The organism is Roseateles oligotrophus (assembly GCF_014204525.1).
Classification (GTDB): domain Bacteria; phylum Pseudomonadota; class Gammaproteobacteria; order Burkholderiales; family Burkholderiaceae_C; genus Paucibacter_A; species Paucibacter_A oligotrophus_A.
Genome location: NZ_JACHLP010000005.1, coordinates 438,495 through 451,779, shown reverse-complemented (window position 1 = coordinate 451,779; position 13,285 = coordinate 438,495). Strand labels below are relative to the sequence as shown.

Below are 13,285 nucleotides of genomic sequence, written 5' to 3'. Positions count from 1 at the left end.
CCGGATCATCGGCCGCGCCGTCTGGCCTCTCCCGGATTGACGCCGAACTGCTTGCGAAATGCCGCTGAGAAGTGGCTCATGTTCGAGTAGCCCAGATCGCACGCCACTGCCGACACACTGGTGTCCTCCCGCAGCAGGCGGCGCCGGGCCTCGTTCATGCGCTCGTGCTGGAACAGGCCGTACACACTGAAGCCGTACAGCGCGCGAAACCCGCGCTTCAGTTTCGCCGGGCTCAGCCCGTTCTCGCGCGCCACATCCAGGATCAGCGGAGGCTGCGACAGATCGGACAGGAGATGCGTGCGCGCACGGGCCAGACGCATTTGATCTGCTCGGTCCAATCCGCCTGCGCCACCCGTATCGGCCCGCGCCTCCAGAAGCAGGCTCACCAGCGTCAGTCCTTGCGCCTGCAGCCATAAAGGGTGCCGCTCTCCTGAAGCTTCGCTGTCGCCCGGACGGTGTCGCATCGCATGCGCCAATGCTTGGGCCGTGGCATGCAATTCCGTGCCGCGGTGCCCAGTCTCAAAACACAGTCCATTTGACAGCGCACGGCGCAGCGTCGGCTCGGCGTCGCCCACCAACTGCTCGAATGCGTCATGTCGCAGCATGACGCCAACGCTCTCGTAAACGCCGTGCTGGTGAAATCGCCAGCACTGACCGGGGCCAAACGCGATGTTGCCGCTGGCTGCGTGCACTTGGCGCTCGTCGATCTTCCGACCGACACCGTGTCCTTTCCTGCCGTTCAGCACCGCGAGGGATTCGCCCAGCAATACGTAGCTGAAATGGATGAACCCGCTGTCATCGAGCACGCTGAGCTCGATCGGGTTGGCCAGACGCGTGGACCAGTGCATCAGCTGCACACCCTCTCGGGTCGCCACCCGCCGATGACTGGACGAGACAAGGTCCAGCCCCAAGGCTTCGCTGGGGTCTCTGATCATCTCCGTAGCCAGGAGATGGGGTACCGATGTGGCTGCGTCCGACCTGGGCATCAATGCATCGCTTCCTCTTGCCTTTGTTGATCCGATGCGAGCAGCAATGAGCCCGTTCCGGGTAGCAATCGTAATACGAATCATTATTATTGAACAGAGTTTGCAACTGTTCCTTGCGTGGGTCCTAGGGGCTGGGCGTTTGCCTTCGCACCACCACGGATCCATCGAATCTCCTTGATCAATTCATGTCCCCAGCACCGCTCAATCCCGTTTCCACAGTTGACGCCGCGCCGGTGCTGTGCGGCGTACCGCAGACCATGCTGTGGACGCTGCACAACCGCGCCACCGAATCCCTGCGCCCCGATGCTTGGTTTCGTGATCCGGAGGCCGAGCGCATCTTCCAATCCATCGCTTTTGACTACCGGGCCCATTTCGGTCGTCCCGACAGTTCGCATGCCACCCGCTCGCAGATGTTTGATGAGGCACTGCGTCCGTGGCTTGCTGCGCATCCCGGCGGCATGGTGGTCGAGCTCGGCTGCGGGCTGGAGACGCAGTTCCAGCGCTGCGACGATGGACGTGTGCGCTGGTTGTGCGTGGATGTGCCAGACGCAATTGCCGTGCGCGAGCGCTACCTGGCACCCAGCGAGCGATGCCGCCATATTGTGCGCTCCGCGCTCGACTTGAGCTGGATGGACGAGGTCGAGGCGAGCAAGGGTGTCTTCGTCACCGCCCAGGGCCTGTTCATGTATTTCCCCGAAGACGAGGTTGGGCGTCTGATCTCGGCGATGGCGAAGCGCTTCGAAGGGGGGGAACTCATGTTCGACACCATCCCGCGCTGGTTCTCGCGCAAGACCATGGACGGCTTCGATGTCACGCGCCACTACCGCGCCCCGCCCATGCCCTGGGGCATCAATCGCGACGAAATCGAGGCCGCGTTGCGGGCGTGGAGTCCACACATCGCCTCGGTGCAGCACGAGCCCTACCGCCGTTTCAGAACCTTCCCTGCGCGGCTGGGGCTCTGGATGGCGCACATACCGCCACTTGCCAAATTCCTCCCCGCGATCGTGCGCGTGCGCTTCGCCCGTGAATGACCGCCCTCCGGCGTCCGCCACAAGCTCCTGTTCATCCATGCCCGCCTCCCATCTTTCCTCATGACATCCTTTCAAGCCCGCCCGAACAAAGCCCACCGCATCGCAGCACTTGTCGCACTCGCATCGTTTCATTGGACCTGCCTGGCCGCCGAGCTGCCTTTCGACATCCCAACCCAGCCGCTCGAGGCCGCGCTGAGGCTGTTCGAAGCACAGGCCGGCGTTGCGGTTCAGCGTCCGCTGCAGTGGCCCCAAGGGCTGGCTGAAACCCCGGCCTCTGCACTGAGCGGCCGCTTCGAGCCAGTGCGGGCGCTGCATCGCCTGCTTGCGGGACATCCGCTCCAGATCGCGGAACGCGATGGACGCTTCGTGATCGCGGTGGTCGAGCAAGCCCAGCCCGCCACCGAGCCAGACAAGACCTTGCCCGCGGTGACGGTCACTGCCCGGCGCGGCGCCGAGCGCGCCAAGGACGTGCCGTTCAGCGTCAGCACGGTTCAGGGGTTTGAGCTGGAGCAGCGGCGCCTCACCACGCTCGAAGAAGCCCTGCGCGACACCCCAGGAGTCGAGGTCAACGCCTGGGGCGGCTTCGGCGACGCCAATGTGCGCATGCGCGGCGTGGGATCGCTGTACCAAGTCAGCAGCGAGGACAGCTCGGTGGTCGTCAACCTGGACGGCACGCCGCTGTCGGCACGCAACGCCTCGCTGCCCATGCTGGACGTGGAACGCGTCGAGGTGCTCAAGGGGCCGCAGGGCACGCTCTTCGGCCGCAACAGCGAGGCTGGCGCCATCAACATCGTCACACGCAGGCCCAGCCGCGAGCCCGATGGCTATGCGCGCATCGAGGCCGGACAGGAAGGACAGCGGCTGATCGAGGGCGCCGTGGGCGGCGCCCTCGCTGAGGACTGGAGCGCGCGCATCGCGCTGCGCAGCCAGCAGTCGGATGACGTGGTCCACAACATCCAGACCGGCGAGCCGATCATGAAAGCCAAGGAACTCGGCTTGCGCGCCAGCGTGCTGTGGCAGCCGCGGGCGGCGACGTCGGTGCTGCTGACCACCGAGCATCAGGACCAGAAGGACAAGGTCGGCCTGATGCTGCTGCGGCCCTACGGCGACCCGCCCAGCCTGGATGCCACGCCCGGCCTTTTCGGTGCCGACGTGAAGAGCCATCGGCACGCGCTGGAAGTCAATCACGACCTGGCCAATGCACGCCTCACGTCTCACACTTCATTCCAGCAGCGCCGCGAAGACCAGACCTCGGGGGCCGATCGCATCGTGGCGGCCACCGTGTTCGGGATGCCCACCGAGTACCTCAAGCAATATCACCGCGACGAATCCGCGTGGAACCAGGATCTGCGCTTGTCCTCGCTGCCCGGTGCCGCGACGTTCTGGGTGGCGGGCGTCAATCTGTACGGCTCCAAGCGCGAGTACGACACCACCGTCGGCGGGATGACCGACAACCTGCGCGACTTCGAGACGCGCAGCGAGGCGGCCTACGGCGAAGTCACGGTGCCGCTCGCGGCCGCGCTCAAGCTCACCGGCGGCCTGCGCTACACGCAAGAGCGCAAGAAATACGACGCCAGCTTCGTCACCACCGGCTATCCGGCTACTCAGGACAGCCGCTCGCTCGACGACCGGTATGCGACCGGGCGGGTGGCGCTGTCCTGGGCGCTGGACACCCAGACCAACCTGTACGGCGTGCTCGCCCACGGGCACAAGGCCAAGGGCTTCCAGGACGAGACCTCGCAGGTCGCCGACGGCGATCCCTTCAAGGCCGCCAAGGTCGACAGCCTGGAACTGGGCCTCAAGTTCGAGAGCGCCGACCGCCGTCTCGCATGGACCACTGCCGCCTTCTTCAATCGCGTGCGCGACGATCACATGCTGGGCTACGACTACACCACCTTCGCGACCAAGGCGATCAACGCCGACACGCGAGCCCGGGGCCTGGAAGTCGAAGGCCAGTGGCGCGCGGCGCCCGGCCTCACCCTCAAGGGCGGCGCCGTCTACACGGACGCCACCATCACCCAGTCGGTGATGGGCGTATCGGGCGGCGATGTGGCCGCCGGCAACCGCGTGCCGGACGTGCCACGCTGGAGCGGCAAGCTGTCCGTGAACTACACCCGGCCGCTGCCCGGTTTCATGGGGCTGGCCTCGCCGCAGCTCACAACGCTGCTGGCCTACCGGGTCATGAGCACGCGTGCCAACGATCCGCAGAACCACATCTTCCTGCCGCGCTTGCAGAAGATCGACGCGCGCATCGGCATCGCCTCGGGTGCCGGAGAGCTTTACCTCTGGGTGGACAACCTGCAGGACAAGCGTTACGACCAGTACGTCTACTACTTCACCCCGAATGCCAACGTGGGCATGCCGACGCGCGGCCGGACGGTGGGGCTGGGCTTCACCTGGCAGTTCTTCTGATGCGCGACGCCATCATGAGTACTCTGCCCGTCGGGACCCGTACCTGCCCGCAAGCCGATGCCTCGGCGCATACCCATGACTTCGGCCAGGAGGGCATACGCCCGGCCGAGCGCCGGGTCACCACGGTGGCCATGCTGACCGTCGCGGTGATGGGCCTGGAGATCGCCGCCGGGTGGTGGACGGGCTCCATGGCGCTGCTGGCCGACGGGGTGCACATGGGGGGACACGCCGTTGCACTGGGCCTTGCGGCTGGCGCCTATGCCATGTCGCGGCGCTACGCCCGGGACCGGCGCCTGAGCCTGGGCAGCGGCAAGATCAACGATCTGGCGGCCTACACCAGCGCCCTGATCCTGGCGGCATCCACGGTGTGGACCGCCATCGAGTCAGCGCAGCGCCTGCTGAGTCCCGAACCGCTGCGCCCGACGGAAGCCCTGGTCGTGGCCGTGCTGGGGTTGGCGGTGAACCTGCTGTCCGCTTGGCTCCTGGGTGGTGCGCACGATCATGCTCATGAACACGACCACGGACACGACGATCCTCAAGATCGCCCCGGCCACGTGCATGACCACAACCTCGGTGCCGCACTGGCGCATGTGCTTGCCGATGCCGCCACGTCGGTGGCCGCCATCGCCGGTCTGCTCGCAGCCTGGGCCTGGGGCTGGACCTGGCTGGACCCTCTGATCGCATTGCTGGCGCTGGGCGTGGTGGCGCGCTGGGCCGTCGGGCTGCTGCGCCAGACCGGTGCTGTGCTGCTCGATGCCGAGGGCCCGGCCGAATTGCGGCGCCAGGTGCGCGCTCGGCTCGAAGCGGTGGCGGACAGCCGCGTGACCGATCTGCACTTGTGGTCGGTGGGCCAGGGCGCCTGGACACTCGCAGCCTCGGTGGTCAGTCACGGCCCCGCCGCACCCGATGCGTACAAGGCCGCGCTCGCCGGCCTGCCCGGCATCCATCACCCGCTGGTCGAGATCCATGCCTGCCGCCATTGCCCGAGTCCCCATGGGGCGGAGTCGCCATGACCGAAGTTGCGACGACGACACGCCTGCGCACTCCGGCCGGCACCTGGTGGCTACTGGGTAGCCTCTACACCACCCAGTTCCTCGCCCTCGGCTTCCTGTCGGTGGCGCTGGTCGCGCTGTTGCAGGAGCAGGGCGCCTCCATGTCGCGCCTGAGCCTGATCTACCTGCTCGGCACGGTGTGGGCCTTCAAGCTGCTGTGGGCGCCGCTGCTCGACCATTTCAGCTGGGCCCGGCTGGGACATTACCGCGGCTGGCTGCTGCTCACGCAGGCCGGCTTGGTGGTCGCGCCGCTGGCCATGATGGCGTTCGATCCGGTCGCGGACTTTGCCGCCGTCTATGCGCTGGCCGTGCTCGTCGCCGTGCTGTCGGCGACGCAGGACGTGGCCACCGACGCCATTGCCTGCCGCACGCTGCCCGAGGCCGAACGGGGCCTGGGCAACGGCATCCAGACGGCCGGCGGCCTGCTGGGGAATCTGCTCGGCGGCGGCGTGCTGGTGATGGCCTATCCGAGCATCGGCTGGGGCGCCTGCATGGGGTGGCTCGCCGCAGGCACGGCCGTGTCGCTCGTACAGCTTGTCTGGCTGCGCGAGCCCGGACAGCGCCTGACGCCCCTGTCCGCGCGCACCCTGTACGGGCGCCTGCGCACCTTCTGGCCCGATGCCGGGGGCGTCGGCTGGCTGTTCGTGCTGCTCCTGTTTCCCTTCGCGGCCGGACTGGCCTACGGCCTGGTGACGCCGCTGCTGGTGACGGCGGGCTGGAGCATGGAGCGCATCGGCCTGGTGACCAACGTCGCTGGTTCGCTGCTCTCGGCGGCCTCGGCGCTGGCGGTCGGCTGGCTGCTGCCGCGCTGGGGGCGGCGGCGCGCACTGATCATGGCCGCGGCCATCAATCTCTTCGGCAGTGCGGCGCTGCTGGCCCCCTGGGCCGGCTGGGGCGGCGCTGGCGGGAGCGACGCCGCCCTGACGCTGGCCGTGTGCCTCTACTTCCTGTGCTACACGCCGCTGCACGTGGTGCTGGCCACGCTGATGATGGACCGCGTCCACCCCGCCAGCGCGGGAACCGACTACAGCCTGCAGTTCAGCGTGTTCATGCTGTCCAGCATGGGCTCGGCCACGCTGGCGCCGCTGCTGATCGACGCGCTGGGCATGCGCGACACGCTGCTCGTCGGCGCGCTCGCCGCCCTCGCGTCGGTGGTGCTGGCCTGGCGCCCCCGCCTGTCGACCCCGCCGGCTCCCGCAACGCCCCCCACACCGGCCCGTCCGTCATGAACACGTCCAACACCGCGACAGCCGATCGCTCGGCACTGCCTCCCCCAGCCGATCCGCAGGCGGGTGATACCGCAGCACCAACGCCTCGATCGGTGCATGCCTCCCCGTGGCGGATCATGCAACCGGTGCGCAGGCGCATCCAGTTCGCTATGGCCCTGTCTGCGCTGGCCACACTGTGCCAATTCGTCGTGCTCGGGGCGCTGGCCTGGATGGTGCGCGCGCTGCTCACAGAGACCGCCCCAGATCCATGGCCTTGGCTGGCGCTGGCTGCGCTCGGCACGGTGCTGTTCCTCGTGCTGCGCATCACGGCCTTCAACCAGTCCCACTACGCTGCCTTCCGGCTGGAGACGATCCTGCGCACGCGGGTGGCCGAGCATGCGGCCCGCGTGTCCATGGGTGAGGTCCAGCGCCTGGGCTCGGGGGCGCTGGCCAAGGTCATGCAGGACGACGTGAATGCGCTGCATGTCTTCGTGGCCGACAGCACACCGCTGTTTGCTCGCGCCGCCGTGGCGCCTCTCGCAAGCCTGGCGCTGATGTTCGCGCTTGACTGGCGTCTGGCGCTGGCCGCGCTGGGTGTGGTGCTGGCAGGCCTGGCCGTGCTGAGCCTGGCCATGCGCGACCGGACCGTGATGGTGCGTCGGTACAACGAGGCGCGCGAACAGGTCAGCGCCGCTGTGGTGGAGTTCGTCCAGGCCATGCCGGTGGTCCGCACCTTCGACACCGGTCAGTCCACCTTCGGCCGCTACCAGCGCGCACTCGACAGTTACCTGGACGTGCTCCTGCGCTGGTACGCGGGCGCAGCGTTCAGCGCGCGTTTCGGCATGGCGGCCATGAGTGCGCTACCCACGCTGGCCGTGCTGCTGGCGATGGGCGGCTGGCAGTTCCAGGCCGGCCGGCTCGACTTCGGCACCTGGCTGGCCGTGCTGCTGCTGGGCGCCGGCGTGGCCGAGGCCATGCTGCCGTTGATGACGCTGATGCATCTGGTGGACAAGACCATGTTGTCGGTGCGTCGCATCCAGCAGGTGCTGGAGTTGCCCGTGCTGCCGCAGCCCGCGGCGGCGCAAGAGCGCGCGCCTGCCGACGCCAGCGTGCGCTTCGAACACGTCTGCTTCAGCTACGGTGCCGATGCCGCCGAGCCCGCGTTGAGCAACGTGAGCTTTTGCGCGGCGCCGGGCACCGTCACCGCGCTGGTGGGGCCATCGGGGGCGGGCAAGACGACCGTGGCGCGCCTGATCCCGCGCTTCTGGGACGTGAACGCCGGCCGCGTGCTCGTCGGCGGCGTGGACGTGCGCGAGATGAGCGCCGACACCTTGATGCGGCACGTGGCCTTCGTCTTCCAGGACACCTTCCTGTTCGCCAGCAGCATCGCCGACAACATCCGCCTGGGCCTGCCCGAGGCGACGATGGACGAGGTGGTCGCCGCGGCCACCGCGGCGCAGGCGCACGAGTTCATCAGCGCGCTGCCGCGAGGCTATGACACCCCGGCCGGCGAGCGCGGCGTGTTCCTCTCGGGCGGGCAGCGCCAGCGCATCACCATCGCCCGCGCCATCCTGCAGAACCGGCCCATCCTCGTGCTCGATGAGGCCACCGCCTTCGCCGACCCGGAGAACGAGGCCGCACTGGTGCAGGCGCTGTCGGCCCTGATGCGAGGCAAGACGGTGCTCATGGTCGCACACCGCCTGGCCACCATCCGCGACGCTGACCAGATCTTGGTGTTCGACCGCGGCCACCTGACCGAGTTCGGCACGCACGAGGCGCTGCTGGCAGGCCAAGGCGCAGCACAAGGCGTTTATGCGCGCCTGTGGGCCGGCTACGAGCGCGCCCAGCACTGGACCTTGCACACCACTCCCGGCACAAAGACCCCCGTATGACCACTCCCGCCCCTCAGACCAATCGCCGCGACGACGCATTGCTGGCCGTTCTGTTCTTCGCCCAGGGCCTGCCCACCGGGCTGGCCTGGCTCGGCTTGCCGGCGTGGCTGCGCAGCCATGGCGCCGCGCTGGACACCATCGGCTTGGTGAGCCTGACCTTCCTGCCCTGGGCGTTGAAATTCCTGTGGGCCGCGCCGGTCGAGCGCCTGGCGGTACGGCTGGGTTGCGGCCGCGTCATCGCCGCCACGCAACTCGCCGCGGCCCTGGCCTACGCCGTCCTGGCGGCGGTGGACCTGCGCACGCACTTCCTGCCCGGGCTGGCGTTGCTGACCCTGCTGGCCGCCGCCTGCGCGACGCAGGATGTCGCCACCGATCGCCATGCCATCGTCCGCCGAGGGGCCATCGGCGCTGCACGCATCAACACCCTGCGTTTCGCCGGTTTCACGGGCGGCATGTTGGCTGGCGGCGCCGGTCTGCTGCTGGCCGGTGCCACGGCGGGCTGGGCCGCCTTCATGCTCGCCTGCGCGTCGGCCATGATCGTCGCGGCCGCCATGGCGATTCGGATGATGCCGGCGGCGCGGACACCCAGCGGTGCACTCGAACCTCGAGCCCGGGACGACGCGGCGCGGGTGCGGCTGCGCGGCTTCTTCGAGCGTGCCCATCCGTGGACGCTGCTCGCGCTGGCCCTGCTGTTCAAGAGCGCCAGCGCCGCCAGCGAATCCATGGTCAAGAGCTTCTGGGTGGACCACGGCGTCACGCTGGAGCAGGTGGGCATCATGACCGCGGTGAACCTGGGGTTGTGGGGACTGGTGGGTGCTCCGCTGGGCGCCTGGCTGCTTGGCCGCAAGGGGCTGTCCGCGCGCGGTGTGGCAGCCGGGGCGGGTCTGTGTGTGGCGCTGCTGCTGGGTCTGCTGGCCGCATGCATCCACGGCGGCCTTGGCATCACCTGGCTGCCGACATCGGGCATCGAGTGGGATTGGGTCTACGTACTGCTGCCAGCGCTGCAGGCGGTGGCCGACGGCGTGGCGTCGATGGGCTTCTTCACCGTATTCACCCGTGCTGTCATCGGCCGCCAGCCAGGCACCGACCTCACGCTGGTGATGTGCGCCGAGAGCCTCGGGGGCCTCGCGCTCGGCGCGCTGGCCGGCGTCTCGACGGCGCGCCTGGGCTACGCGGCACATTTCGCTCTGGCCGGTGCGGCCTACGCCACCTACATCGCCTGGGCCTGGCGGGCACTTCCGCGCGTGGATGTCCACGCCGCGGTGGACGAGCGCGCCAGCCGAGCCTTCACCGCCACACCGGCCCGAGCCCTGCCATGAGTACCGCAACCATTGCCCACGTCGCCCCCCTCGCCACCTGGCGCCAACTGCTGCAGCGCCTGCTGCGCAGCACCGGCGGCGAGGCGCAGGCGTTGCGCGCCAGCCTCGCCGGTCTGGCGGCCGCCGCCGCCGTGCAGGGCTTGGCCTTGGCCTGCGTGTTTCCGATGCTTGCCGCGCTGGTGGGCACCGCGAACCGCGAACCCGATGGCTCCGCCGCATCGCGCTGGCTGCTCGCCTTCGTGGCGCTGGCGCTGATTGCCTCCGCGCTGCGCTGGCGCGCCCAGGGCTTCGACTTCCATGGCCACATGGCGCGCGCCACCCATGCCCTGCGCACGCGGCTGGGCGAGCAGTTGCGCCGCATGCCGCTGGAAGCCATCCAGGACAAGCGCGCCGGCGAAATGAACGCCGCACTGCTGGGCAACGTGGACGAGAACTTCAACTACACCCTGACCGTCGCCAACCTGATCGCGCAGGTCGTCGTGATGCCGCCGGTGCTGGCGCTGGCGCTCTTGGCCGTGGACTGGCGCCTGGGGCTCGCGCTGCTGCTGGTCTACCCGCCCGTCGTCGCGTTGTATCGCTGGCGCCGCCCCTACCAGGCACGCGGCATGCGCGCGCTGGAAGACGCCCATCGACGCGCCAACGCCGACATCGTCGAATACGCGCAGGGCCTGCCGGTTCTGCGCGCCGCGCGCTGCGAGGGCGAAAAGGCCGTTGCGCTGCAAGCCTCGTTCGCGCAGGTCGAGCGCGTGCAGACCATCGGCCAGCGCAAGGCCGCCGGGCCGAAGATCATCTTCGCCAGCGTGGTCGAGCTGGGCCTGCTCGCCACGGCCGCAGCGGGCGCCGGTTGGGTGGCAGCGGGCACGCTGGAGCCGGCCCTGCTGGCCGCGTGGCTGGTCGTACTGGTGCGGTTCTCCGAGCCGCTGGCCAACTTCCTCAGCTACACCAACATCGTCGAGCTGGTCGAGGCGGCCCTGGACCGTATCGAGGCACTGCTGGCCGTGCCGCCGTTGCCGCAGCGCGAGCCGGCGCACATGCCCGCGGCGTTTAGCGTACGCTTCGAAGACGTGTGCTTCCATTACGCGGGTCAGGACGCGGCGCGCGACGCGCCGGTGCTCGCCGACTTCAGCGTTGATCTGCCCGAGCGCGGCATGACGGCGCTGGTCGGCCCCTCGGGCTCGGGCAAGACCACCATCACCCGCCTGCTGATGCGCCACGCCGATCCGCAGGCGGGCCGCATCCTGATCGGCGGCATCGACCTGCGCGAGATGACGCCCGATGTACTCAATGGCCTCGTCTCCACCGTGTTCCAGGACGTCTACCTGTTCGACGACACGGTCATCGCCAACATCCGCATGGCCCGCCCCGATGCGGGCGACGAGGCAGTGCGCGAGGCCGCCCGCGCCGCGCAGTGCCTGGACTTCATCGAACGCCTGCCGCAGGGCTGGGACACGCGCCTGGGCGACATCGGCGCGCGCCTGTCCGGCGGCGAACGCCAGCGCATCTCCATCGCCCGCGCCCTGCTCAAGGACGCACCCATCGTCATCCTCGACGAGCCGACCGCGGCGCTCGACACCGAGAGCGAGCTGGCCGTGCAGCGGGCCATCGACGCGCTGGTGGAGAGCCGCACCGTCATCGTCATCGCCCACCGGCTTTCCACCATCGCGGCGGCCGACCGGATTCTGGTCATCGATGGCGGCCGGCTCGTGCAGCAAGGCCGGCACGACGAACTCCTTGCCCAGGAAGGGCGTTACCGCGCGATGTGGGCAGCGCAGCTGCTTGCCAAGGCCTGGCATGTCCGGCAGGCAGCTTCGACCGAATAGTGGCTTTCCGGTCCACCGGGAACCCGTCCATCCCGCCAGCGCTCGCCAGCGCCAGCGAGGTCAGACGACGCGCACGGTCGTGCTGAGATGCCATGAGCGGCGCTTCAGCCTCGGCGTTCGGTTGACCTTGCATTTCACGCAGGGGGAAATCGCGAGGGCAGGGACGGGCAGACGCTTGTTCCGGTCGGGAGGCGAGGACGTTTGCGGACTTGAAAGGTGGCGGCGCGCTGAGAGCATGAATTGTCGGCATCTGCCGAGGTTCATGAAGGAGCGAAACATGGCGAACGCCATCGTCACCATTCAGGACGGTTCCGTCGCGCAGCCGACACTGCTGGGCCAGGGGCCTGCACGCATCCCGACCGGCGGCAAGATTCGTCCGGGCATCATGGTGCTCACCAAGCGCGCGGCCGAGGTGCCGCAAGCGAAGGAAATCTACAAGCAGGGCGTGGCCGACGGCCATTCGTTCGAGCAGATCGAGCGGGCCCTGAAGGAGGCCTTGCCGCAGTTGAAGTCGCCACTGGTGCCGCGGAACCTGCCATGGTTCACTGTTCGGGCACAGGACTTCCCCAACCCGGAGGTCGCGCAACAGATCCTCGACGCCTACGGCGAGGAGCGGGGCCAGGGGCATCGCCTCTACCGCTTCCCCGTGGTGTTCCCGGCCGATCACTGGCAGAGCGTCATGCCCCACGAGCTGGCCGCCTGGGGTACCCACGATAAGCGCTTCTGGTCGCAGTATTCGGCCGATGGCGTGACGCGCCATTGCATGTGCCACGCGCCGGTTCCGATGGATCATACCGGCCGGCGCACGATCCGCATCTTCGGTGGACGCAAGACCATGCTGCGCGAGGACAACGGCGGGGTCTGCGATCCTGAATCCTGCCCGGAATACCAAGCGCGTGAGTGCAACCTGACCGGCCGCTTTCTTTTCTTCATACCGGGCATCCGCACCATCAGCGCGCTGGAGCTGCCGACGACGAGCTTCTATGCGATGAGCAATGCGATCCAGCGCTTCCAGGCCATCGGCCACATGCGGGGTGGCCGGATCTCAGGCTTCCTTGGCCGGGCGCGCGAGACCTTCTATCTCACCAAGGTGCTGCGCGAGGTGCCGCACATCGACGAGAACGGGCGCGCCGTGCGCGTGCCGCAGTGGATCATCGAACTGGAGGCACCTATCGACGTGACCGCGCTCTTGCGCGACGGCGAGGATACGGAGGCAGCCATCATGCAGGCGAGCATGGCCGAGCAGGTGCTCGAAGGCGTGCCGGCGGGGCATCCGGCTGCAGCCGACAAGGCCATTGAGGGCGATGCGAAGCCGGTGGACGTGGCCGCGCCCATGCGCCCAGGCCATCCCACGCTTGAACAGTTGCTGGGGCGCGCCGAGGCGATGGGTCTGGATGCTGGGCGCTTCCAGCAGTACGCCGACCGGCGCTGGGGTCGGGGCTGGAAGATCAACCCCCATGGCCGCGGCCGCGCCTGGGACGAGTTGGAGCGCTACGCCAATGATCCGGAAGGCTACGCCGACAAGGTCGACTGTGTCCTGGGCGCGATGGCAGGGAGGGCTTGAC

General features: G+C 68.6%; 9 protein-coding genes. 8 read left to right on the top strand and 1 reads right to left on the bottom strand.

Translation table 11 applies throughout. The annotated features are described in order from the left end of the window. Positions 1-5: 5 nt before the first annotated feature. Positions 6-935, bottom strand: coding sequence for a helix-turn-helix transcriptional regulator (locus tag HNP55_RS14565; protein WP_184300621.1), 930 nt, complete (start codon positions 933-935; stop codon positions 6-8). 236 nt (positions 936-1,171) lie between these two features. On the opposite strand from HNP55_RS14565, the gene HNP55_RS14560 reads away from it, so the two are divergent. The 8 genes from HNP55_RS14560 to HNP55_RS14525 all read left to right on the top strand — a co-directional run bounded on the left by HNP55_RS14560 (position 1,172) and on the right by HNP55_RS14525 (position 13,284). Beyond that, positions 1,172-2,017, top strand: a complete 846-nt coding sequence (locus tag HNP55_RS14560) for a class I SAM-dependent methyltransferase (protein ID WP_184300619.1) — start codon at positions 1,172-1,174, stop codon at positions 2,015-2,017. A 60-nt stretch (positions 2,018-2,077) separates the two neighbouring features. Then, a complete protein-coding gene (locus HNP55_RS14555) occupies positions 2,078-4,429 on the top strand; it encodes a TonB-dependent receptor (RefSeq protein ID WP_221439596.1) in 2,352 nt (783 codons plus the stop codon). After that, a complete protein-coding gene (gene dmeF, locus HNP55_RS14550; RefSeq protein WP_221439595.1) occupies positions 4,429-5,442 on the top strand; it encodes a CDF family Co(II)/Ni(II) efflux transporter DmeF in 1,014 nt (337 codons plus the stop codon). The genes HNP55_RS14555 and dmeF overlap by 1 nt, the downstream gene beginning before the upstream one ends. Beyond that, positions 5,439-6,710 (top strand): MFS transporter, encoded by a 1,272-nt coding sequence (locus tag HNP55_RS14545; protein WP_184300617.1) that lies wholly within the window; start codon positions 5,439-5,441, stop codon positions 6,708-6,710. Before dmeF ends, HNP55_RS14545 begins: the two co-directional genes overlap by 4 nt. Positions 6,711-6,826: 116 nt before the next feature. Then, positions 6,827-8,581, top strand: a complete 1,755-nt coding sequence (locus tag HNP55_RS14540; protein ID WP_184300615.1) for an ABC transporter ATP-binding protein — start codon at positions 6,827-6,829, stop codon at positions 8,579-8,581. Next, on the top strand, positions 8,578-9,900 hold the full coding sequence (locus HNP55_RS14535) for a hypothetical protein (protein ID WP_184300613.1): 1,323 nt from the start codon (positions 8,578-8,580) through the stop codon (positions 9,898-9,900). The genes HNP55_RS14540 and HNP55_RS14535 overlap by 4 nt, the downstream gene beginning before the upstream one ends. Continuing rightward, a complete protein-coding gene (locus tag HNP55_RS14530) occupies positions 9,897-11,720 on the top strand; it encodes an ABC transporter ATP-binding protein (protein WP_184300611.1) in 1,824 nt (607 codons plus the stop codon). The genes HNP55_RS14535 and HNP55_RS14530 overlap by 4 nt, the downstream gene beginning before the upstream one ends. 277 nt (positions 11,721-11,997) lie before the next feature. Next, complete coding sequence (locus HNP55_RS14525) at positions 11,998-13,284, top strand: hypothetical protein (protein ID WP_184300609.1); 1,287 nt, start codon at positions 11,998-12,000, stop codon at positions 13,282-13,284. The last annotated feature ends 1 nt before the right edge of the window (position 13,285 follow it).